Raw genomic sequence first — 21,457 nt, forward strand, 5'->3', positions numbered from 1 at the left:
TGGCCAGGCCGATCCCGCCGCCGCCCACCACCAGGGCATCCCCCTGCCAGTGCTCAAGCCCCTGGGGCTCCTCAGGGGCTCCAGCTCCCGAGGCTGGGGTCGACGACATGGGCAGGTCCAGAAGGGGAATGGCTCATGATGGCCCGATGGCACTGAGCATCGGCATCTACGGGCAAGGCGCTTGGGGCCGCGCCCTTGGCCAGGTGTTCCAGCAGGGCGGTCACCGGCTCAGGACCTGGTCGCGCCGTGACGGCGGTGAACCTGCCGCGCTGCTGGCGGATCAGGATGTGATCGTCTGCGCCATCGCCATGGCCGGCGTTCCGGAGCTCTCCCAGCGGCTCTCGTCCCACTGGCCCCCGGGGCTGCCGTTGATCAGCTGCACCAAGGGACTGAATCTTCAGCAGCGCCTCACCGCGTCCCAGCTCTGGCAGCGCTCGATCCCGTCGCTGTCCAGCCTGGTGCTCAGTGGACCCAACCTGGCCGGTGAGCTGCAGGGGGGGCTGCCGGCGGCCAGTGTGCTGGCTTCGCTTCACTCGGATCTGGCCCGGTCGCTGCAGCAGGACCTCAGCAGTGATCAACTCCGGCTTTACACCAACACCGATCCGATCGGCACCGAACTCTCCGGTGCCCTCAAGAACGTGATGGCCGTGGCGGCCGGTGTCTGCGATGGCCTGGGCCTCGGAGCCAATGCCAAGGCCTCCCTGCTCACCCGTGGGCTGGCGGAGATGGGCCGCCTCAGCCAGCAGCTGGGCGGCGACCCCGACACGCTCTACGGCCTGGCCGGACTGGGGGATCTGCTGGCCACGGCCAACAGCCGCCTCAGCCGCAACTATCGCTTCGGTCTGCACCTGGCGGAGGGACTCTCCGCCGAGGAGGCGATCCGGGTCATCGGGGCCACGGTGGAGGGCCCATCGACGGCCGTCGCGGCCCTGGCGCTGGGGGAGCAGGGCGGGGCCCGCCTGCCGATCTGCGCTCAGGTGGTCGGTCTGATCGAGGGACGCATCACCCCCTCCGAGGCGGTTCGTGCCCTGATGGAGCGGGATCTGAAACCCGAGGAACGATGAGCGACGGCGCTCTGCCGGCCGTACTGATCACCGCGTTCGCCGAGCGGCCACTCCAGGGCAACGGTGCCGCGGTGGTGGCCCTGGAACGTCCAGCCCCGGCCGACTGGATGCAGGCGGTCGCAGCCCAGCTGCGGCAGTCGGAAACGGCGTTCCTGCTGCCCCTGGAGACCCTCGTGCCTGCTGGTGAAGCCGCGGGCGGCTGGGCCCTGCGCTGGTTCACGCCCAGCTGTGAGGTCCCCCTCTGCGGCCACGCCACCTTGGCCTCCGCCCTGGCCCTTGGCCACTGGGGGCTGCTGGGGCCGGGGAGCTCCACCCGCCTGCACAGCCGCTCAGGGCCACTGCTGGTGAGTCTGAGCACGTCGAGTGGCGACCGCGCCCAGCTGGTCCTCCCCTCGGCGGGTCTCGAGCCTTCGCCCCTGCCCGTTGAGCCGGGTCCGTCGCTGCGGGGAACGCCGCTGCGCAGCTGGCGATCGAACCTGGGCTACTGGGTGGTCCTGATGCCACCGGACCACGACCTGGCCGGTCTTGATGGTGAGGCCCTCGCCGAGGAATTGCCCCCTGAGCTGCGGCGGGGCCTGGTGCTGATGCAGGCCTTGGCGGCCAGCGGCCGCTCCCCCTCGGTGCAGGGGTTGCCGGCTGACTACCAGTTGCGGTTCCTGGCACCGGGCCTCGGCATCCGTGAAGATCCGGTAACGGGATCGGCCCATGCCCTGGTGGCCCCATGGTGGTGTGATCAGCTGGGGCGCGAGCGGGTGGTGGGCTGGCAACCCTCCCCCCAGGGGGGCGGGATGGTGTGCGAACGGCTGTCTTCAGGCATGATCCGCCTGTCGGGTTCGGGTCAACTGCTGTGGGATGGCCGCTTGAGCGCTGGTGTCGACGCTGGAGAAGCCGGGGACTGGAGCTGCTGTCTGCCCGGCCCGGGCTGAACCGTGTTCTGGTCACCGCACCGCTGAGCGTTGTGGCCCTGGGCCTTGGCTTCCTGGCCCAGCAGGCGTTCACCGAGCCTCGCTCCAGCCTCGATGCGAAGGTGATGGAGGCTCTGTTGCCGGCCACCGCTGCCGACGACCCCGACCGTCAGGCCGAGGCCCGGCAGCTGCAGGAGATCCAGGCGCGCCGAGCCGACGCAGCCCTCTCTCCACCCTCCTCCGGGACGGCCGCCGCCGGCGACCTGGCCCTGGCCGAGCCAGCCGCTGGCCGGCCCGTTCCTCTGGAGGCGCGGGTGGCTCTGCTGCGTCAGGCGGGACGGCCCACGCTCTCGGCCATGGGCCCCTGGCAACTGCTCGACGGCGAGGGCCGGGTGCTGCTCCGCGGGGGCGCCGGTGAGTCCGTGGACTGGAGTCGTCAGACCAGCGCTGATCTCTGGCTGGAGAGTGCAGGCGGCCAGGCCTTGCTGGTCAACGGATTGCCCTATGAAGGCCGACTGCGGCTGCTGCGGGAGGGTGGTGGCATCACACCGATCAACCATCTGCCGCTGGAGCGGTACATCGCCTCGGTGGTGGGGGCTGAAATGCCCAGTTCCTGGTCGATGGAGGCGCTCAAGGCCCAGGCGGTGGCCGCGCGCTCCTATGCCCTGGCCCATCTGGCCCGGCCCGCCAACCGCTACTGGCATCTGGGCGACACGACCCGCTGGCAGGCCTACCGGGGACTGGAATCGGTCACGGCCCGGACCCGGGAGGCCACCGAACGCACGAATGGCCTGATCCTGAGCTATCAGGGGGGCATCGTCGAGAGCCTCTACGCCGCCAACTCCCAGATCACCCTGGAGGCCCATGGGCACCTGGGGGCCAGCATGAGCCAGGAGGGTGCCCAGCAACTGGCCAGTCAAGGCATGCGCTACAACCAGATCCTTGGTCACTACTACCAGGGGGCATCCCTGGCGCGGTTGCAGATCGGTGGAGCGAGCTGAGCGCTTCTGGGCCGAAGCTCTCGAGCGCAGCCGTCATGCTCTGGTGAGCGGCAGCCTCGTTCCCCTGGAGACCGAGCTGATCCCCCCCCGGGGCTGGGAACCCTTCCAGCTCCGCCGCCTGCTCTCCGCCACCCCGAAGCACCTGGGGGCCCAGGGGCCGAAGCCCAACCCCTTCCGACCCTGGGATCCGCACCTGCAGGTACGCCTGCTGGGACGCCGTCATCTGCTGCTGCTCAACAAGTACCCCGTTCAGGCAGGCCATGTTCTGCTGATCACCCAGGGCTATGAGCCCCAGTCGGGCTGGCTCGGGGAGGGCGACTGGGCGGCGGTGGCCCGGGTGGATGCCGACACCGGCGGGCTCTGGTTCTTCAACAGCTGTGCCGAGGCCGGGGCCAGCCAGCCCCACCGCCACCTCCAGCTGCTTCCGCGCCATGGAGACGAGGTGGTCTGTCCGCTGGATCAGCTCCTGCGGGCCCAGCTGGCTGGAGAGGACCGGCCCTGGCCCTGGGCCTACAGACTCAGCCCCCGCATGCCCGGCGATGGGGCCGAAGCCCTGTTGTCCACTTACCACGCCCATGCCCAGTCCCTCGGTCTCGGCGAGCCCGCCAGCGACCCCAGGCCCCGCCATCCCTACAACCTGATCTTCACGGATCACTGGTTCCTGACGGTGCGGCGGGTGCGGGAGCACGTGGCGGGCTTCAGCGTGAATGCTCTCGGGTTCACCGGTTACCTGCTGCTCAGCGAGCGCTCGGAGTTGGCCTGGCTGCAGCGTGAGGGGCCCTGGGCCCTGCTGCAGGCGGTGGCGGCGAGGGGCTGAGACCCCAGACCCCAGACCGGACGCTGGCTCGCATCGCCTCCGAGCCGATCAGATCGACTCGGCCCGGGTCGGCTCGCCGCTGATCGGTCGCCGCGAACGTTCCGTGATTTCACGGTTGCCGGACCCTGCCGATGGGTCCGTATCTGGAAAGGGGGCAGCGACCGACCGTCGGCGCTCCCTGATCCGGCTCCCTCTACATCCACCTGTCTCGACTGCGATGACCAGTGCTTCCCTGCTTCGACCCCGCTCCAGCCGCCCTGTCCTGAGCCGCGCTCTGCGCCAGCGCAACGACAGGGTGGCCCGACACCTGGAGCTGGTGCGACCGATCGCGCACCACTACAGCTCCCTCTGTCGTGAAGGTCGCGACGATCTCACCCAGGTGGGTCTGCTGGGCCTGCTCAGGGCGGCCGAGTTGTTTCAGAGCGACCAGGGCACACCGTTCGAGGCCTTTGCCCGCCATCACATCCGCGGGGCCATCCTCCACTACCTCCGCGACCAGGCGCCGGTGATCCGGTTACCCCGGCGTCAGCGGGAACTGGAGGACCGTGTGCGCCGGCTTCAGCAGAGCCAGTCCCTGGCCAACGCCAGCCTGCACACGCTGCTGGGCCTGAGCGAGGTCCAGTGGCAGCGCTTCGAGCAGCTGCGCCAGATGGACAGAACGGTGAGCCTGGAAGGGGAGGAGGAGCGACTCGCCGCCGCCGAGCCCGAGACGGAGGAGGTCCCCGGAGACGGCGAGGCCGGTGAGCGGATCATGGCGCTGCTGGCCCAGCTGGAGCATCGCCAGCGCACCGTCGTCAGGGAGGTGGTGCTGGCGGGAGCGAGCCTCAGGGCCACGGCCCGCAAGATGCAGGTCAGCCCGATGACCGTTCACCGCCTGCTGGCCCGGGCGCTGGAGACCTTGAGACAGCGCCTGGACGGGGAGGGGTTGGGCTTCAGCCCTGCTCCTGGCTCCCATCGCGGACCATCTGCTTCTCCAGCGTGCTGATCGCGGCATTCACCGCAGCCAGTTGCCGCTCGACCCCGTCCCGCCAGTAGGTGAGCATGTGCAGCTTGCGCTCCTGATGCTGACGGCGGCTGGCTGCGGGGTCGCAGCCGGAAGCACCGAAGCAGGGCAAGGGAGGAAACATGAGAAAATGTCACGTGTACGGACGGTTCTAGCGAGCGGTCCACCCCTGATGCGCCGTCTCCTGTTCACGGGGCCGCGACGCAGGTGCCGGCGAGACCTCCCTCCAGTCAAGGGCCCTGCCCCAGCGGACTCAGGAGCGACGTCCTCAAAACCGCAACGCAGTCCCAGTTGAGATTCAGGGTGCGAACATTAGGTCCCATTGGTCTCACTGCAGTTGCCGCCTTCTCCGGCACGGCCGGCGCGGTTCTGGAAGCACCTGTTGCCAGGGCCACCTACGTCCCGCTGATGGCTGGACAGGCCGCGCGTCCCCTCCAGGGGCGTTTCAACTCCGTGCCGGTGCTCCACTCCAACCAGCCGGAGGAGGTGTTCGGCCCCGGCATTCTGGTGAACACGGCCCCTGGATCGGCGGTGGCCAGGGAAACCGGCCAGAGACTGCGCAATGCCGACTTCACCTTCAACGGTGAATTCGGTCTGCACATGCATCACAAGTATTACCCCGAGGATGCCACCCGCCTCGGCTACGGCCTGGTGCGCGGACAGCTCACACTGGCCACGATCGTGATGAACCCCGGCTCGAGGCCGGTCACGCTCGAATTCGACCGCGGGGCCGTGCGCAACAGCTTCGAGGCGCCCTACCTCGCCAACCATCTGATGGGGGTCAAGCCCCTGGGCCCCAGGCCCTGGAACACGGGGCCCGGCGACGCCACTGCGGTGATCATGCTGCGCAACCAGCTCGACTCGAAGCTGCCAGAGCGCATCACCATCCCCGCCAACAGCCGGGTTGTTCTGTTCCACACCCAGCTTCCTGCCCGTGGCATCGCCAACGGCCTGCTGAGCGGACGCAGTGATGGTCCCTTCCAGATGGCGGTGGTGGCCGCGGAGGACCCCCGCACCGAGGCCGATCTGTTCGCGGTTCTCGATCAAGGGGTGCTGGCCCCGGGCCGCACCTACCTGAGCATGCTGCCTCAGATCCAGAACCGGCAGGTGTTCTCCCGCGTTGGTGGAGTGGCTCTCGGCGATGCCTTCCAGGCCAGCATCAGCCACGATCTGAGTCAGGCCTCCCTGCATGTGCCCTTCACCAGCACCAACCGCCACCATTTCGGCACCGGTGAGATCCAGGTGAATGCCCTGGCCAGCCGCATGATCGATTCGTCCCTCGACAACGTGGGCACCTACGGCGTGCGCTTCGCCGTCGAGCTGAACCTGAAGGGCTCAGGTCCCTATGAACTGGTCTTCAGCCACCCCACGGCCAATGGCCGTCAGTTCACCGCGTTTCGCGGATCGATCGGCATCGAAACCGACGAGGGGTATCGCGAAGTCCATGTGGGCATGCGCTCCGGTGAAAGTCTCTCCCTGACCCCGTTGGTTCTGCGCCCCGGCGCCAACAACCGCGTCAAGGTGAGCATGGTCTACCCAGCCGATGCCACGCCGGGCCATCTGCTCAGCGTGGTGCCGTCCTATCAGCTTGCCCAGCTGCGCGAGCGTGAGCGCCAGGTTGAGATCGCCCGCGCGGCCGCTGCCGAAGCGGCGGCCGCCAAGCGCAGGAGCACTCCTGCCGCCCCCCCGCCGTCGGTGGCGGGTGCTCAGCGCGCTCCAGCTCCCGCCGCCGCCGTCCCACCGGCCACCCCCGTCCGTCGCCCCACCAGACCGGCCACTGCCCGGCCCACTCCCCCGCCGCCGCTGCCCAGACCGGCGATCGTGCCGGCCTGGTTGCCTCCCCTGCCTCCGATCCGGCTGCTGAACCGGGCGCCTGCGGGCCAGCCCGCCGTCGCGGAAGTGCCCGTGGGCACATCCGCCCCGGCTTCCCCCCAGGAGACTCGGATTCTGCGGGATCGCTACGACGAGGCCGCCGATGCCCAGCAACGCTTCCTCAGGCAGTTGATGGGCCGTTAAGCCCGACCTGATCAGGTTGCCGTGCCTCCCGACGACACGAAAGCGGATCGCCAGAGAATTCAGCTGATCCTGCCCGTCGCGCAGGTGGCTCAGATCGATGAGCTGTGCAGACAGCTTGGCCACCGCAGCCGCGGTGCCCTGCTGGAGCGTCTGCTGGATGATCTCTTCCCCAGCGCCGATGGTCTGGACGAGGAGCGGGATGAGGAGGGCTCCGGCGAGGAGGAGGAGCTGGATGCCTGCCGGGCCCTGGTGCTGGTCACTGGACAGGGGGGCGAGCTTCTCTCCGGCGATGCCGCCGATCGGCAATCTGATCCTGGCGATGAGCCCTTGCCGGAGCTGCTGGCCAGGGTCCCCCGTCACGAGCAGCCGAGGGAGCCGCGAGAGGCCACGGGGGGGGGGACCGGGATCGATCTGCCTGGCTTCGTGCGGCAGTCGTCGGCGCGCCTGAGGCGCAGCCTGCACCCCCGCCCCACCGCGGCTGGTGAACCGCTGCCTTCGGTGGAGGCCGCCGAACTGGATCAGGCCTTGCTCGCTGCCGATGAGCATTGGCTCAACCTCTACGGCACGGTGGCGAATGAGGCGGTACTGGAAGCCGCCATGCTCTGGCTGGCCCGCGACATCTGGGCGCAGTCGGATCAGTCGGAGGGGCGGCCCTTCACCTGGGCTCTGATGGAGCAGTGGATCAGCGGCTTCGTGAGTGGCTGGCCACCGGGACCGCCCGGGTTCAACCGAGTGATCGTGGCCGCTGGCCTGCTGGAGGATCCGTTCAGCACCGGCACTCTCACCTTGCGGGTCCCCACCTTGATTCGCCGTTTCGTGCACCGCTTTCGCCGGCGTCGCCAGGGAACGTCCTTCCAGACTCTCGAGCACACGATGACGCTGCAGGGTGCCTTGAAGGTGCTGGCCCTGCCAACGGCGCCGGGTCACCAGCTCAGCCTCAACCAGATTCGGGAGGCCTACCGCGAACAGGCCATGAGCCACCATCCCGATTCAGGAGGGAGTGCCGACGCGATGCGCCGCCTCAACGAGGCCTATCAATTGCTCAAGGAGCTCTACCGACGGCCAGCCTGAACAGCACACTGCCTGGTGTTGCAGTTGTCTCGTCTGTGACACTAGGCTGGACCTGTCTGGAGTCCAGGATAAGACTAAAGAGTCATTCTGCGTGGCGATGCGCCTGAGCTGGAAGAACCGTCTCAGGCTGATGGTTCGCCTCCCAGTCGTCGCCGGCTCGGCGGGGCTCGATCGACGGGTTCCGCTCAGGTCGGCAGCGGCTCCTGTCCAATCGCATCTGGACAGGGAGTCCAGGGCCCCTCACGCCGCTGAAAAGACAGTGACAGCCTTGTCTGGCCTTTTCGCGTACCTGCTGTAGACACAGGTACGCCATTGATTCTGTCTGCAGGGGGACTGCAGCACTCCTGAGGTGGCGCCGAAATCACCTGTTTCGGGGCAGACAGGGTTCTGATTCCCATCTGTCGCAGATGAGAGCCATCACCAGACCAGAAACGGGTCTCAGCCTGGTCGAGAGAGTCTATTACGGGACGCAGAATAGGTCTTGCTCCTGGACGTGTACGAGAGTGATGAATCTGGTTCGATTGCAGCTCGGCCAGGTCGCGGCGCGCCCGTTGATGACGGCGTCGGGACCTGGGGTCGACGCCCTCCAGCCCTGAGTTCACCCCGCTGCAGCGGTTGCAGGACTCATGCCTGTGTCTCTCCGTAAGACCTGGTTTTGGTCTCAGGCGAGACAGTCTCGACAGAGCTTGAGAGGGTGCCGTGGAGACAGCTGGCCTTCCCGCACTGGCTGTCGTTGGTGTCCCGCTCTCATGGGACGTCCGGCCCGGAGGGGCGGAAATCAATCTCTTAAGTCGCTTTTGGGTCCATGTACGGGACTCAGTAATGGACCAGAGTGAGACATATTCGTCGACTCCATCGGCCTCAGGTCTGCTGGCCAAGCCACGGTGCCTGTTCCGGGCTTCAAGTCCCTTGGTCAACCGACACTGGCGTTGTCGTTCCGATCGCCGCTCAGAACGGGCTCAATCCAATGGGGAACCAGTTTCGGACAACGGTTCAGTAGAACTGGTCCGGCACAACCGTTGAGGATTCGAGTCCGAACGAAGACCGTGGGCTCCCTCCGGGCTCAGCCTGGTGTCTGCATGCCCTGGATCAGGTAGTCGAAGTAGGGAGCGGTATTGGCGGCATCATCGGTGCCGAGCAGGGCCAGGGAGGCCTCTTTGAGGGTCCGCATGCTCTCGACCATGCCAGCCATGGGGACGCCGAGGCTGTTGTACATCTCGCGGGCCCCGTTCAGGCCGATCTCCTGGATCTTCTCGGTGCTGCCGGCCAGCACGCCGTAGGTGACCAGGCGCAGATACCAGCTGAAGTCACGAAGGCACTGGGCCCGTTGCTTCTGACCGTAGGCATTGCCCCCCTGGGCAACGTATTCCGGTTTGCGGGAGAAGAGGAGGCGGGCCGCCTCGTCGACGATCTTCTTCTCGTTCTCCGCCAGGGCGCGGGCCACGCGGATGCGCTGAGCACCGCCGGCGAGGTACTGCGCCATCGAGCGGAGCTCTCCGCCGCTGGGATACCGCAGCTGATCATCGGCTTGGAGGATCAGATCCCGAACGACGCTCATCGAGGACACCAGGCGCCAGATCAGTTTATCGATCCGGGAACCCCCTTGCCGAAGGACGTCTTCAGATGTAACGCCCCTTTGCATCTAGGGTTTGCTCAACGTCCAACAGTGCTCCGATCCCCATGGGACTTCCCTTGCCGGTCCCAGGTACGGACCTGGATCTGTGCATCTCCGGCCTCAACCACCACGGTCAGGGGGTGGCGCGCATCGCCGCCACGGAGGATTCGGCTCCCGACCTGGTGGTCTTCGTTCCCGATGCCCTGCCGGGGGAACAGGTGCGGGCCAGGGTGCACCACAAGGCCCAGCGCCATCTGGTGGCCCACCCTCTCGAGCGGCGCAACGACGCCCCCGAGCGGCGGCAGCCCCCCTGCATCCTTGCCTCCGACTGCGGCGGTTGCGGCGTGCAGCATCTCAGTGACCACGCCCAGTTGGTCTGGAAGCAGGATCTGGTGCAGCAGGCCCTGCGCCGCATCGGTGGCCAGAGCCTGGAGGTGGAGCCGATCCTGGCCTCAGCCACTCCCCTGGGCTACCGCAACCGCACCACGATTCCCCTGGAGCGCTCCCCGGATGGGCAACTGCGGGCCGGTTTCTACCGCAGCGGCACCCACCGGATCGTGAACATGAACCGCTGCCCGGTGCTCGATCCCCGCATCGATCGCCTGATCGCCCCACTCAAGCGCGATCTCGAGCAGAGCGACTGGCCGGTGGATGTCGATCTCACCGAGGGTGGTGGCCTGCGCCACCTGGCCCTGCGGGTGGGGCACCACAGCGGTGAAGTGCTGCTGACGCTGATCAGCAGCCACAGCGACCTGCCTGACCTGACGGCCATGGCGGAGATCTGGATGGAACGCTGGCCGGAACTGGTGGGCGTTGGCCTCAACATCCAGCCCCTGCCCACCAACACCCTGATGGGGCCGCGCACCCTCGAGATCGCGGGCCGCCCATGGCTGACCGACAGCTTTGCAGGCCTCGAACTGCGGATCGGTCCCGACACCTTCTTTCAGGTCCACACCGCCCAGGCCGAGCGCCTGGTGCCTCTCCTGATCGAAGCCCTCCGTCCGGCCCCTGGCCGTCGTCTCGTCGATGCCTACTGCGGCATCGGCACCTTCAGCCTGCCCCTGGCCGCCGCCGGCGCCCGGGTGCTGGGCCTGGAGCAACATCCTTCCAGCGTGGATCAGGCCCGGCTCAATGCCGGCCTCAACGGGCTCAATGGCCTCACTCTCGAAGCCGCCGACGTGGCTCAGGCCCTGCCCGATGCCCTCGAGAACGCCGACGGGTTGCTGCTGGATCCGCCCCGCAAGGGTCTGCCTGAGCGGGTCTGTGACGCGATCCTGGCCGCTCCGCCCGAGCGGGTGGCCTACCTGAGCTGCAATCCCGCCACACTCTCGCGTGATCTGGCCAGGCTCACGGCAGCGGGAACCCTGCGCCTGCTGCGGGTTCAGCCGATCGATTTCTTCCCCCAGACCCAGCACGTCGAAGCCCTCGCCGTGCTGGAGCGCACCTGGGAGACCCCCCCTGAGTCCTAGGAGCGTCTGGCGGCCCCGAACTGCTTCTGAAGGGCGCCGAGGATCGTCGTGTGGGCCTGCTCCACCTCCGCTTCGGTGAGGGTGCGGCGAGGATCGCGGTAGCGCAGGCGGAAGGCCTGGCTGGCGTTGCCCGCCTCCACCTGGCTGCCCTGATAACGATCGATCAGCTCAGCCGATTCCAGCAGGGGTTTGCCTGCCTTGCGGATCGCATTCAGCAGTTGAGCTGCGGTGACGGCATCGGGAACCACCAGGGCCAGGTCTCGCTCGGAGGCCGGCACGGTGGCGAAGGGCGTGAACGACGGCTGCCAGCGGTTGCGCCGGGTGGCCGCGCTCAGCAGCGGCGCCAGGGTGAGCTGGAACACATGGGTGGCCTCAGGCAGATCAAGGTCGTCGGCCCGCTGCGGATGCAGCTGGCCGAACCAGCCGGTCACCCGGCCCTCCACCAGCAGCTCCGCGGCCCGGCCCGGATGGAGCAGGGGATGACCACTGCTGGCCCTGTCCTCGCAGGGAATTCTCAGGGCGGCCAGGGCCCGCTGCAGGACACCGCGCGCTTCGAAGTAGTCGAGGCTGCGCGCCTTGCCGGCGCTGCTCCAGAGTTCCGAGCGCCGCTCGCCGCAGATCACTCCGGCAAGCTCGGTCCGCTCGAGCAGGTTCTCTGCCTCGCTCTGGAAGACACGACCGATCTCGAAGGCCCAGAAGCCCGGCATCGAGGCCTGCAGGTTGCGCCGGGCCGCCAGCAGCAATTCATCGAGCAGGCTGTCGCGCAGGTGGCCGTAGTCGGTGAGCAGGGGGTTGGTGAGCCCCAGCCGCGGAGCGTGCTCGATCAGGCCCTGGGCCGGCACCAGGGAGAAGGCACAGGTTTCCTGCAGGCCCGCGTGGCAGAGGGCCTGCCTCAGCCAGCGCTCCGCCTGCTGGCTGGAGTCGAGCCCCCCCGGTTCGATCGGATCGGGCAGATGGCTCGCGAAGTGGTCATAGCCCACCAGGCGGGCCACCTCCTCGATCAGATCCACCTCCCTGGTGAGGTCCATCGAGCGGGAGGGGGGCACGGTCACCAGCCAGCCCTCGCCGTCGGTTTGCAGACCGCAGCCCAGGGCCGTGAGGGTCTGCTCGATGCGGCCGTCATCGAGGTCCTCGGCCTGGCCGTCCACCAGCACCGGACCGAGCAGGTTGTGCAGGGCATCCCGGCGCAGGCGCAGGGGAGCGGTCGGCTGCTGGGGGCGCTGGTGCAGCCAGCGGCCCTGCACCCGGGCGCCGGTGAGCTCCTGGAGCAGCTGAACGGCCCGGTCGGCGGCCGTCAGGGTGACTTCCCGGGGCAGGCCCTTCTCGAAGCGGGCACTGGCCTCGGTGCGCAGGCCGACGCTGCGGGCACTGCGCCGCACGGCCTCGGGGCTGAACATCGCCGCCTCCAGCCACAGGGCCTCGGTGTCGGCCTGCACCGCCGATCCGGCGCCGCCGATCACGCCGGCCAGGGCGATCGGCTGACCGACGTAGGTCACCACCAGGGCTTCGGGGCCGAGTTCATGGCTGGTGCCGTCGAGGGCAGCAAAGGGTTCGCCTGCCTCGGCGGGGCGCAGTCCGAGGGCCGCCGGGTCGGCCGGCCGACCCCCTGGAACCGTCAGGCGGTCCTGATCGAAGGCATGCAGGGGCTGACCGGTTTCCAGCATCACCAGATTGGTGATGTCGACGACGTTGTTGATCGGCCGCAGGCCGGCCCGCTCCAGGCGGCGCTGAAGCCAGGCGGGTGACGGCTCCACCCGCACGCCGGAGAGGGCCGTGAGGCTGTAAAGCCCGCCGGCTTCGATCGCCGCGGCGCTGGCCGGATCCACCGGCAGGGGGTCGCTGGGGATCACCGGCGCTGCGGGGGGGAGGCTGAGATCGCCGCCGGTGAGGGCCGCCACTTCCCTGGCGATGCCCAGCATCGAGAGTCCGTCGGGGCGGTTGGCGGTGATCGCCAGCTCCAGCACCTGGTCGTCGAGGCCGAGGGCCGCCGCCACTGGGGTGCCCAGGGCCGGCACCTCCTCCAGCAGCTCATCGAGGACGGCGATGCCCTCGGAACTGTCGGCCAGACCTAGTTCCCTGAGGGAACAGATCATGCCGGTGCTGGCCACCCCCCGCAGTTCACTGGCCTTGATGGTCAGATCCACGGCGCTGAGATGGGCGCCCACCAGAGCCACGGGCACGTGGATGCCGGCGCGCACGTTGGAGGCCCCGCAGACCACCTGCAGCAGCGTTCCGGCAGGACCGGTCGGAGTCACCCTCAGCTGACAGACGCTCAGCCGGTCGGCATCGGGGTGGGGGTGCCTGTCTTCCACATACCCCACCACCACACCTTCGGCCTGGCTGGCGAGGTCGTCGATCGCCTCCACCTCGAAGCCGGCGATCGACAGACGCTCAGCAAGTTCCTCGACTGGACCATCGCAGGAGACCAGTTCCCGCAACCACTGGAGCGAGACCCGCATCCGCCTGCATCGATCAAGGCAGAGATCCTAAGGATCGGAATGCCGGAGGCCGGGAGGGTAAGGTGTCGGATTGTCATTACGCCTCGCCTCAAGCGGCGCACGTCCTTCCCATGGCCAAGAACAAGGGCGTCCGGATCGTGATCACTCTCGAGTGCACCGAATGCCGGTCCAATCCCGCCAAGCGCTCTCCTGGAGTGTCCCGTTACACCTCCCAGAAGAACCGCCGCAACACCACGGAACGGCTGGAGCTGAAGAAGTTCTGCCCTCACTGCAACAAGAGCACGGTCCACAAAGAGATCAAGTGAGGTCCCCGGGTCGCCGTCATCGGCGCTGACCCCTGCAGCTCGTCCTTCATTCCCCTGTCCGTTTTCGCCCACTCATGTCCAGTTCCTTTTTCAAGAAGCGCCTCTCACCGATCAAGCCGGGTGATCCGATCGACTACAAGGATGTCGATCTGCTCAAGAAGTTCATCACCGAGCGCGGCAAGATCCTTCCCCGCCGCCTCTCGGGTCTCACCGCCAAGCAGCAGCGCGATCTCACCAACGCGGTCAAGCGGGCCAGGATCGTGGCTCTGCTTCCCTTCGTGAACCCCGAAGGCTGAGCGACCCTTTCCCTGCCCCAGCGGAGCATGGCGTTTGCAACCGGGTGATCTCGTCGGTCTGATCGGCTCGAAGGGGCCTGAACTGGCTGTGATCGAGGCCATCAACGGCAGCCGTGCCCGTCTGAGGGCCGGCTGGGACGCCAGGTCCCAGGTCATCCCCATGCGTCAGCTCGATCTGCTGGCCTCGCTGCCGGGAGTTCACGAGCCGCCCTCCCGCCTGGATCAGCCCCCCTGGCACCTGGCCCCTTCCGACCTGGTGGCCGCGGCTCCCGTCCGCCGCGACCTGGGAGCGGCCTGGCTTCTGCTGGTGGAGGCCCCCCCGGAGGAGGGGGTGAGTCTGGAGGAGTTCACCGAACTGGTGGCCGGCGGCGACCGTCCGGCCGCCCGGGCCGCCTGCTGGTTCTGGTTGCATCAGGGTGAGCAGCACCTGTTCCGCTGGCGCCAGGGCCGGGTGCACCCCCGTTCCCTCCGCGATCTGCGCCAGCTGCGTCATGACCGGCACCGTCAGGCGCTGGACGAGAGGCGGGTGCAGCACTGGCATCGTCTCCTGAGCCAGCGCAGCCCCTTCGATCCCTCCGCGCTCGATCCAGCCCAGACCCAGCAGCTGCGGCAGTTGCTGGCCTTCGCCGCCGGGGAGATCGAGGAGTTGCGCGATCCGGAGCTCCGCCGGGGCCTGCAGGCGGCGCACTGCAGCGCCGAACCCGGTGCAGTCCGTCGCCTGCTCGTGGACCTGGGCCAGTGGCAGCCCCATGCCCTGCCGTCGCTGCGCAGCACCGTCTGGGAGAAGGGGTTCGATCCTGTTCTGCTGGCCGAGGCCGAACGCTTGCTGGCTCAGGCCGACCTGGAGCAACCCGGCGACGAGAGCCGCCGCGATCTCACCGCCCTGCGCAGCTACACCATCGATGACGCCGACACCGAGGAGATCGATGACGCCGTCTCGCTGGAGCCCCTGGGCGGGGGCGGCCTGCGGCTCTGGGTTCACATCGCCGATCCCGGGAGACTGGTGGCGAGCGGCTCTCCCCTCGACCTGGAGGCCCGGCGGCGTGGCTCCAGCCTGTACCTGGCCTCCGGGGTGGTGCCGATGTTCCCCCTGCCCCTGGCGGTCGGGCCGTTCAGCCTGCGCCAGGGACAGCGCTGTCCCGCCTGGAGCTGTGCGGTGGAGCTGTCCGAAGACGGCAGCGTGGCCCGCCATGAGCTCGTGCGCAGCTGGATCCGCCCCACCTACCGCCTCACCTACGGCGACGGCGATGCCCTGATCGATCTGGCTCCCCCCGAGGAACCCGATCTGGCCCGGTTGCAGGGGTTGCTGGAGCGCCGCCGCCGTTGGCGCGAGGCCCGCGGCGCCCTCTCGATGGAGCAGAGCGAGGGGCGGATCCGCTGCCGGGGCGACCACCCCGAACTGGAGATCACCGATCCCTCTCCGGCGCGGGCTCTGGTGGCCGAAGCGATGATCCTCGCGGGTTCCGTGGTGGCCACCCACGCCGCCGACCTTGGGCTGGCGATGCCGTTCCGCGGCCAACCCGTGAGTGAGTTGCCGCCCGAGAGTGAGCTGGAGGCTCTACCGGCAGGACCTGTCCGCAACGCCGCCCTGCGCCGCTGCCTCAGTCGCGGCAGCACAGGCGCTGCGGTGAGCCCCCATTTCAGCCTGGGGCTGCCGGCTTACGTGCAGGCCACCTCGCCGATCCGCCGTTACGCCGATCTGGTGGCCCAGCGCCAGCTGGCCGCCACCCTCTCCGCTGAGGAACCCCTGGATGAAACCCAGATGGGGGAGTTGCTCGAGGAGCTCGACCGTGTGATCCGTGAAGGCATTCAGATCAGCCGCGAGGATCAGCGCCACTGGCAGCAGGTCTGGTTCGAGGAGCATCGCGGCGAGCACTGGCCGGCTGTGTTCCTGCGCTGGTTACGTCCCCAGGATCGCCTGGCGCTGGTGCATCTGGAGTCCCTGGCGATGGACCAGGCCGTGCGCGCTCCCGAGTCGTGTCAGCCGGGGGATGCGCTCACGGTTCAGGTCCAGCTGGTGGACTCCCTCTCCGATCTGCTGCGGCTGGAAGCCCGTTAGGTCAGACCCGATTCCGGCACCAGCCGTGACACCCGCAGCCAGGGGCCCCAGGGATTGGCGACACCGACCAGGCGTACGCGCCGGGGCGACTCCTGAAGGCGCAGCCAGTGGTGCAGGCCTGGCTCCAGGGTGATCAGCGGCCAGGGACGGCCAGGGCCCTCGAGGCTGTACCCCCCGGTGCCATCAGGCACCAGGGTGCCCGCGAAGACCTGTTGATGGGGTTCGGCCGGGGCCTGGAAGGGGCCCGGAGGCTCACTGCCGGCCAGGGTCCCCCGCGGCAGCAGCAACCCTGGATCCTGCAGGGCACGGCGCTGGCGGTCCTTCCATTCGGGATGGTGCCAGGGGGTGTCCCACAGGGGCATCGGTCCTGCCGGCGCCGCGGGATCGCTGATCAGGGCCTCCTGCAGGAGCCGCACGTCGAGGGCGGCCGGCGCCCTTCCGGAGCTGACGCAGAGGGCTGCCGCTGCTCCGGCGGCCTGGCCGATGTTGAGGATCAACGGTTGCAGACGGGTGGCGCCGTTGGCCATGTGGCTGCAGCTGATGGCCTTGTCCGCGGCCAGCAGGTTGTCGCACTCGGCGCTCACCAGCGCCCCGTAGGGAACCATGAACGGGGTGCCGCTCCAGCGGCCACCCCAGCGACAGCTCTTCGGGGCCAGGGGCCAGTCCTCGCCGGGGTAGTGGTGATCATTGGCGTAGTTGCCCACCGCGATGGCGCTGCAGCGGCCCTCCTGATCGAATGGGATCGGCCCGATCCAGGCCCCGTCGTCGTCGGAGGTGTTCTTGGCGCCGGCAGGGATCAGGGGAAGCAGATCCTGCTCCAGCACCAGGCGCTGGCCCACCAGCCGCCGGCCTTCCCGCCAGTAGGGCATCAGGGCCAGGGCCGATGGCCCAGCCAGCGCCGAGCGGTCCCCGGTGCCATCGGGGAACACTCGGGCCGGTTGCAGCCAACCGCCGGAGGCTTCGCTCAAAGCAGCGAGAAACGCCAGGCTGTGCTCCTGCATGGCTCGCTCCAGCTCGGCCTGGCCGGTGCAATCGGCCTGGAAGGCACGCTCCAGGCCAACGTGCCAGTCGTTGCCGTGCAGGGGCCAGTTGAGCATCACCAACCCGCCGGGCAGGCGGCCGTAGCTGAGGGTGCGCTCCAGGCCGAACGACTCGGTGGCCCGCTCGAACGGGGCGGCCGGCACGGCTCCGTCCTGGCAGGACCCGGCCGATTCCTGGCCCAGCACCACCCAGGTGGGGGACTGAACGGGCTGGTGGCGGAAGAAGGGGTCCGTCTTCAGACGCTCGCGGGTCGGTGCGCTGGGCTCACCCCAGTCGTCGCTGGCCTCCCAGCCCAGGCGGAAAGGCACCTCCGCCAGGGGCAGAAGATCGCCGCGATCACTGCCGTCGATGGCGAGCTGCAGGGCCAGCCGCACCCGCTCCCCCTCGTGGTCCAGCACCATCGCCGTGAGCCGGGAGCCGGAGCGCTCCAGCTGTCGCAGCCGGCAGCCGCTCCACCAGCGCAGCCGGGGCTCCGCCGTCACCCAGTTCCGCAGGACCCGCTCGGCGCTGGCGGGCCGCCAGCCGAAACAGCTGACCCAGTTGTGGTCGAGACCCTCGGGCTCCTCGCGCTGCAGGGCCCGCAGCAGCGCACCCCAGAGGCCGCTCTGCCAGGGACTGAGTTCATTCCCATCCGGGGCGCAGACCCCTGCCGCACTCACCATGCCCCCCAGCCAGGGCCCCGGGGTGAGCAGGAGGGTGTCGGCGCCGCCCCGGGCGGCCTGCAGGGCGGCGGTCACCCCGCCACTGCCGCCACCCCAGACCACCACGTCCGCCTGATCGTCTCGTGCTCCCATCGGGGTGGCTGTCTCCACGACCCCGATTGTGCCGATGCACCGGTCCGCCGCTGACCGGGGGAGGATCCCGGAGAGGCACTCGGTAGGATCCGGCCCCGGCGCAGGGCCGCTCTGGCGGCGCAGCGGGCCCTTCACCACCGCCGATGACTTACACCCTCACCACTCCGCTCTATTACGTCAACGACAAGCCCCATCTCGGCAGCGCTTACACCACGCTGGCCTGTGATGCCCTGGCCCGCTTCCAGCGACTCATGGGGCGGAAGGTGGTGTTCATCACCGGCTGCGATGAGCACGGCCTCAAGATCCAGCGCACCGCCGAGGCGGCCGGGCTCACCCCCCAGGCCCACTGCGACCAGGTCAGCGATCAGTACCGGGCCCTGTGGCAGCGCTGGCAGATCAGCCATGACCGCTTCATCCGCACCACCGAGCCACGTCACCGTCTGCTGGTGGAGCAGTTCTACCGGCGGGTGGAAGCGGCCGGTGATGTGGTGGAGGGGCGCCAGCGGGGCTGGTACTGCGTGGCCTGCGAGGAATTCAAGGACGACCCTCCCGAGGCCCGCACGCCCCAGTGCAGCACCCACCAGCGGCCCCTGGAATGGCGTGACGAACTCAATCTCTTCTTCCGGCTCTCCCGCTACCAGCAGGCGGTCGAGGACCTGATCCAGCGACCGGGCTTCATCGCTCCCGCCAGCCGCCGCAGAGAGGTGGAGAACTTCGTGGCCCGGGGGCTGCGCGATTTTTCGATCTCCCGGCTGGATCTGCCCTGGGGGATTCCCGTGCCCGGGCATGAGGGCCACACGTTCTATGTGTGGTTCGACGCCCTGCTCGGCTACCTCACGGCCCTGCTGGAGCCAGGCGATCCGCCGGATCTGGGTCTCCTGGGCCAGCGGGGCTGGCCGGCGAGCATCCACGTGATCGGCAAGGACATCCTGCGCTTTCATGCGGTCTACTGGCCTGCGATGCTGCTCTCGGCAGGGCTCGACCTGCCCGAGCGGGTGTTCGGCCACGGCTTTCTCACCCGGGAGGGACAGAAGATGGGCAAATCCCTGGGCAACGTGCTCGATCCCGGGGAGCTGCTGGAGCGCTGCGGCCCCGATGCCGTGCGCTGGTATCTGCTGCGCGACATCCCCTTCGGCGACGATGGCGACGTGCAGCAGCAACGCTTCAGCGATCTGGTCAACAACGACCTGGCCAACACGATCGGCAACCTGCTCAACCGCACCTCCTCGATGGCCCGGCGCTGGTTCGATCAGGCTGTTCCCACTCCCAGTGAGGCCGTGGGCAGCAGCCATCCGCTGGCCCAGGCGGCTCAGCTGGCCCGCGAGCAGGTGATCGAAGGCATGGAACGGCTGGATTTCCGCCAGGCCGCCGTCGCCGCCCTGCAGCTCGCCATCAGCGCCAATGGCTACCTCAACGACCAGGCTCCCTGGAGCCGGATGAAGCAGGAGGGTCAGCGGCAGCAGGTGGCCGACGATCTCTATGCGGTGCTGGAGGCCTCCAGGCAGGTGGCGTTGCTGCTGGCCCCGATCCTTCCCGATCTCTCAGCCCGCATGCTGCTTCAGCTGAATCAGACTCTGGCCCCCAGTGGTGCCGCGGCTGGGGGTCAGAGCGGCCCCGATGGCGCTCGGCTCCCGTGGCAGGAGCGCCTGACCTGGGGATCCCTGGCGGCGGGAACCCCACTGCCGGAGCCTGAGCCGGTGATGGCCCGCCTGGACCTGGACGGCCCGCTGTGAGGACCGCGCTGGCACGGGCCCTGATCGTCGGACTTCCCCTGGTGGCCTTGCTGGGCTGCGAGCGCAAGGCCATCAAGCCCAAGGACCCCCAACCCTTCGTGTTCCGTTCGCTCAACCTGCGCCAGCAGGATGGCAAGGGTCGCCCCGCCTGGGAGCTCATCAGCCCGCAGGCCCGTTACGACCTGCAGCGCCGCGTGGCCCGCGCCACTGAACCCCGCGGGGTGATCTATGCCGCCGGCAAGCCCCGCTACAAGGTGGAGGCCACCAGTGGCCTGGTGATCAACGACGGGGAGGTCATCCAGCTGGAAGGCAAGGTGCGCATCGTGGTGCTCGGCCCCAGGGGCTCGGTGATCAGTGGTGACCGGGTGCGCTGGACACCGAGCCGGAGCCTGATGGAGATCGACCGGAAGCCTCTGCTCACGGAACGCCAGAGCCGGCTGAGCGCCACCACGGCCCGTTTCCTGCTCGACAAGGACAAGCTGGAGCTGCGGGGCACGACCCGCCTGCAGCAGCCGGAGATCGATCTGCGCGTGAGCCGGGCCGATTGGCTGGCCGACACCGGGGCCCTGATGGCGGCAGGCCCGGTGAAGGGGGAGCGGCGTCCGGCGGGCGAGAAGGGCACCGTCCAGACCGTCACCGGCTCCGCGCTGGAAGGAAACACCCGTGAGGAGGTGGTGGATCTGCTGGCCCCCGTCCGCTTCGTCGATCCCTCCCGCAAGGCGGTGCTCGAGGCCCAGCGCACCCGCTGGAACTCCAAGGAGCAGGTGCTCAGCACGGCCCTGCCCTTCACCGGCGTGGTCGATCAGCTGCACGTGGCCGGCGACTCCCTGAGGATGCTTCTCGGGGAGAAGACGGCGATCATTCCCAGCGGCTGCCGCCTGAAGCAACCCGGCGAGCGGCTTCAGGCCAGGGAATGTCGCTGGAACTGGGGTACCCAGGCCATCGAAGCCCGCGGCTCCGTTCAGCTGGAGCGGGATCAGAACCAGCAGATCACCCGCAGTGAGCAGCTGTTCGGAAAGGTCGGAGACAAGGGCCAGGCGGAGTTCACGACCCCGGGGGGACGGGTGTTCTCGGAACTGAAGGTGCCTCCTCCTTCGAAGGAGCGGCGCCAGCCTGCTCCAGTGACGTTCTGAGCTTCTCGGCCCAGCCTTCGATCCAGAGCTCATCGCTGCGGCTGAAGCAGCGCGGCGACCAGCCTCCGGCCAGCAGCCAGCCCTCGCCGCCCAGGGGTTGCACCAGCACGGCGGGCGTGCCCTCAGGCAGGCAGTGGAACTCGTCGCGGCCCGGGTAGAGCTTCAGGTTCACCAGGGAGATCGCCCGGCCGCAGCTGGTGGCCCGACGGCAGATCTCCCCGGGCTCGAAGGGAGAGCTGCCCAGCAGACCCCGCCGCAGCAGGGTCCTGCCCCGCCAGTGGATCAGCAGGCTGGCGGCCGGGGTGGCGGTGAGCAGCAGACGGCTCCCCCAGGCCAGTTCCAGCCCGAGGTCCTGGGCCATCTGGGGATCCAGCTCCAGCCCCTGCTCCCCCTGCAGCTCCACCCGTTCGGGGGCGAGTGGCACCGCCCGGGTCCAGAGGACGGCCACCAGCATCAGGCCCACCGCCATCAGGCTGGCGAGCACCCCGGCGCGCTCCAGAGCCGGGTTCAGCTCAGTCGCGGTGAGCTGATTGAGCAGACAGAGCCCCAGTCCGACGACCCCTGCCGCCAGGGTGAAACGGGCCGGGGTGGGCATGGCCGGGGGGGACGGTCTGGGGTTCAGCATGAACGCTGACACGGATTCGAGTCGCCAGCCTGTCCACTCCCCGGACACCTT

18 protein-coding genes are annotated in these 21,457 nt (G+C 68.8%); 13 read left to right on the forward strand and 5 right to left on the reverse strand.

Annotation, left to right across the window (positions count from 1 at the left end; all coding sequences use genetic code 11):
- Positions 1-146: 146 nt before the first annotated feature.
- From VB734_RS01120 to VB734_RS01140, 5 genes are all read left to right on the forward strand, one after another.
- Positions 147-1,064: an NAD(P)H-dependent glycerol-3-phosphate dehydrogenase gene (locus VB734_RS01120; RefSeq protein WP_197163288.1), complete on the forward strand. Its 918-nt coding sequence runs from the start codon at positions 147-149 to the stop codon at positions 1,062-1,064.
- On the forward strand, positions 1,061-1,990 hold the full coding sequence (locus tag VB734_RS01125; protein WP_197163290.1) for a PhzF family phenazine biosynthesis protein: 930 nt from the start codon (positions 1,061-1,063) through the stop codon (positions 1,988-1,990). Before VB734_RS01120 ends, VB734_RS01125 begins: the two co-directional genes overlap by 4 nt.
- Before the next feature lie 32 nt (positions 1,991-2,022).
- The gene (locus VB734_RS01130) at positions 2,023-2,970 is read left to right on the forward strand and encodes a SpoIID/LytB domain-containing protein (protein WP_231594654.1); all 948 of its coding nucleotides are present in this window, start codon (positions 2,023-2,025) and stop codon (positions 2,968-2,970) included.
- Positions 2,957-3,787: an ATP adenylyltransferase gene (locus tag VB734_RS01135; protein WP_197163292.1), complete on the forward strand. Its 831-nt coding sequence runs from the start codon at positions 2,957-2,959 to the stop codon at positions 3,785-3,787. Before VB734_RS01130 ends, VB734_RS01135 begins: the two co-directional genes overlap by 14 nt.
- A gap of 217 nt (positions 3,788-4,004) precedes the next feature.
- Positions 4,005-4,772 (forward strand): sigma-70 family RNA polymerase sigma factor, encoded by a 768-nt coding sequence (locus VB734_RS01140; protein ID WP_197163294.1) that lies wholly within the window; start codon positions 4,005-4,007, stop codon positions 4,770-4,772.
- Here the strand turns inward: VB734_RS01140 and VB734_RS01145 are convergent.
- The gene (locus VB734_RS01145) at positions 4,720-4,914 is read right to left on the reverse strand and encodes a sigma factor SigF (RefSeq protein WP_197163295.1); all 195 of its coding nucleotides are present in this window, start codon (positions 4,912-4,914) and stop codon (positions 4,720-4,722) included. The genes VB734_RS01140 and VB734_RS01145 overlap by 53 nt on opposite strands.
- A gap of 284 nt (positions 4,915-5,198) precedes the next feature.
- Here VB734_RS01145 and VB734_RS01150 point away from each other — a divergent pair, with 284 nt between their 5' ends.
- Positions 5,199-6,806 carry a DUF3370 family protein gene (locus VB734_RS01150; protein WP_322781690.1) on the forward strand — a complete coding sequence of 536 codons (1,608 nt, stop codon included), beginning with the start codon at positions 5,199-5,201 and terminating at the stop codon, positions 6,804-6,806.
- A gap of 21 nt (positions 6,807-6,827) precedes the next feature.
- Complete coding sequence (locus VB734_RS01155; protein ID WP_322781689.1) at positions 6,828-7,877, forward strand: J domain-containing protein; 1,050 nt, start codon at positions 6,828-6,830, stop codon at positions 7,875-7,877.
- 1,063 nt (positions 7,878-8,940) lie between these two features.
- On the opposite strand, the gene VB734_RS01160 is transcribed toward VB734_RS01155, so the two are convergent.
- The gene (locus VB734_RS01160) at positions 8,941-9,435 is read right to left on the reverse strand and encodes an allophycocyanin subunit alpha-B (RefSeq protein ID WP_197163299.1); all 495 of its coding nucleotides are present in this window, start codon (positions 9,433-9,435) and stop codon (positions 8,941-8,943) included.
- Positions 9,436-9,557: 122 nt separating this feature from the next.
- On the opposite strand from VB734_RS01160, the gene rlmD reads away from it, so the two are divergent.
- A complete protein-coding gene (gene rlmD / locus VB734_RS01165) occupies positions 9,558-10,961 on the forward strand; it encodes a 23S rRNA (uracil(1939)-C(5))-methyltransferase RlmD (RefSeq protein ID WP_197163301.1) in 1,404 nt (467 codons plus the stop codon).
- On the opposite strand, the gene pheT is transcribed toward rlmD, so the two are convergent.
- On the reverse strand, positions 10,958-13,420 hold the full coding sequence (gene pheT / locus VB734_RS01170) for a phenylalanine--tRNA ligase subunit beta (protein ID WP_197163303.1): 2,463 nt from the start codon (positions 13,418-13,420) through the stop codon (positions 10,958-10,960). The genes rlmD and pheT overlap by 4 nt on opposite strands.
- A gap of 110 nt (positions 13,421-13,530) precedes the next feature.
- Between pheT and rpmG the strand changes: the two genes are divergently transcribed.
- The 3 genes from rpmG to VB734_RS01185 all read left to right on the forward strand — a co-directional run bounded on the left by rpmG (position 13,531) and on the right by VB734_RS01185 (position 16,080).
- A complete protein-coding gene (gene rpmG / locus VB734_RS01175) occupies positions 13,531-13,725 on the forward strand; it encodes a 50S ribosomal protein L33 (RefSeq protein ID WP_006171446.1) in 195 nt (64 codons plus the stop codon).
- A gap of 74 nt (positions 13,726-13,799) precedes the next feature.
- Positions 13,800-14,021, forward strand: coding sequence for a 30S ribosomal protein S18 (gene rpsR, locus VB734_RS01180; protein WP_006171444.1), 222 nt, complete (start codon positions 13,800-13,802; stop codon positions 14,019-14,021).
- 34 nt (positions 14,022-14,055) lie between these two features.
- Positions 14,056-16,080 carry a ribonuclease catalytic domain-containing protein gene (locus VB734_RS01185; protein WP_322781688.1) on the forward strand — a complete coding sequence of 675 codons (2,025 nt, stop codon included), beginning with the start codon at positions 14,056-14,058 and terminating at the stop codon, positions 16,078-16,080.
- Here the strand turns inward: VB734_RS01185 and VB734_RS01190 are convergent.
- Entirely contained in the window at positions 16,077-17,915 is a 1,839-nt protein-coding gene (locus VB734_RS01190; RefSeq protein ID WP_197163306.1) for an FAD-dependent oxidoreductase, read from the reverse strand. The genes VB734_RS01185 and VB734_RS01190 overlap by 4 nt on opposite strands.
- Positions 17,916-18,058: 143 nt before the next feature.
- Here VB734_RS01190 and metG point away from each other — a divergent pair, with 143 nt between their 5' ends.
- A complete protein-coding gene (metG, locus tag VB734_RS01195) occupies positions 18,059-19,648 on the forward strand; it encodes a methionine--tRNA ligase (protein ID WP_197163308.1) in 1,590 nt (529 codons plus the stop codon).
- Complete coding sequence (gene lptC / locus VB734_RS01200; RefSeq protein ID WP_197163309.1) at positions 19,645-20,781, forward strand: LPS export ABC transporter periplasmic protein LptC; 1,137 nt, start codon at positions 19,645-19,647, stop codon at positions 20,779-20,781. Before metG ends, lptC begins: the two co-directional genes overlap by 4 nt.
- Here the strand turns inward: lptC and VB734_RS01205 are convergent.
- A complete protein-coding gene (locus tag VB734_RS01205; protein ID WP_197163311.1) occupies positions 20,693-21,376 on the reverse strand; it encodes a cofactor assembly of complex C subunit B in 684 nt (227 codons plus the stop codon). The two genes, lptC and VB734_RS01205, sit on opposite strands and share 89 nt — an antisense overlap.
- Positions 21,377-21,457: the final 81 nt, after the last annotated feature.

The sequence above is a fragment of the Synechococcus sp. BA-124 BA4 genome, from assembly GCF_034931165.1.

What these genes read in the sequence shown, in the direction of transcription:
- VB734_RS01120 (WP_197163288.1), top strand. Translation starts at nt 147, where the DNA reads ATGGCACTGAGCATCGGCATCTACGGGCAAGGCGCTTGGGGCCGCGCC.
- VB734_RS01125 (WP_197163290.1), top strand. Translation starts at nt 1,061, where the DNA reads ATGAGCGACGGCGCTCTGCCGGCCGTACTGATCACCGCGTTCGCCGAG.
- VB734_RS01140 (WP_197163294.1), top strand. Translation starts at nt 4,005, where the DNA reads ATGACCAGTGCTTCCCTGCTTCGACCCCGCTCCAGCCGCCCTGTCCTG.
- VB734_RS01145 (WP_197163295.1), bottom strand. Translation starts at nt 4,914, where the DNA reads ATGTTTCCTCCCTTGCCCTGCTTCGGTGCTTCCGGCTGCGACCCCGCA.
- VB734_RS01150 (WP_322781690.1), top strand. Translation starts at nt 5,199, where the DNA reads ATGGCTGGACAGGCCGCGCGTCCCCTCCAGGGGCGTTTCAACTCCGTG.
- VB734_RS01160 (WP_197163299.1), bottom strand. Translation starts at nt 9,435, where the DNA reads ATGAGCGTCGTTCGGGATCTGATCCTCCAAGCCGATGATCAGCTGCGG.
- rlmD (WP_197163301.1), top strand. Translation starts at nt 9,558, where the DNA reads ATGGGACTTCCCTTGCCGGTCCCAGGTACGGACCTGGATCTGTGCATC.
- pheT (WP_197163303.1), bottom strand. Translation starts at nt 13,420, where the DNA reads ATGCGGGTCTCGCTCCAGTGGTTGCGGGAACTGGTCTCCTGCGATGGT.
- rpmG (WP_006171446.1), top strand. Translation starts at nt 13,531, where the DNA reads ATGGCCAAGAACAAGGGCGTCCGGATCGTGATCACTCTCGAGTGCACC.
- rpsR (WP_006171444.1), top strand. Translation starts at nt 13,800, where the DNA reads ATGTCCAGTTCCTTTTTCAAGAAGCGCCTCTCACCGATCAAGCCGGGT.
- VB734_RS01190 (WP_197163306.1), bottom strand. Translation starts at nt 17,915, where the DNA reads ATGGGAGCACGAGACGATCAGGCGGACGTGGTGGTCTGGGGTGGCGGC.
- metG (WP_197163308.1), top strand. Translation starts at nt 18,059, where the DNA reads ATGACTTACACCCTCACCACTCCGCTCTATTACGTCAACGACAAGCCC.
- VB734_RS01205 (WP_197163311.1), bottom strand. Translation starts at nt 21,376, where the DNA reads ATGCCCACCCCGGCCCGTTTCACCCTGGCGGCAGGGGTCGTCGGACTG.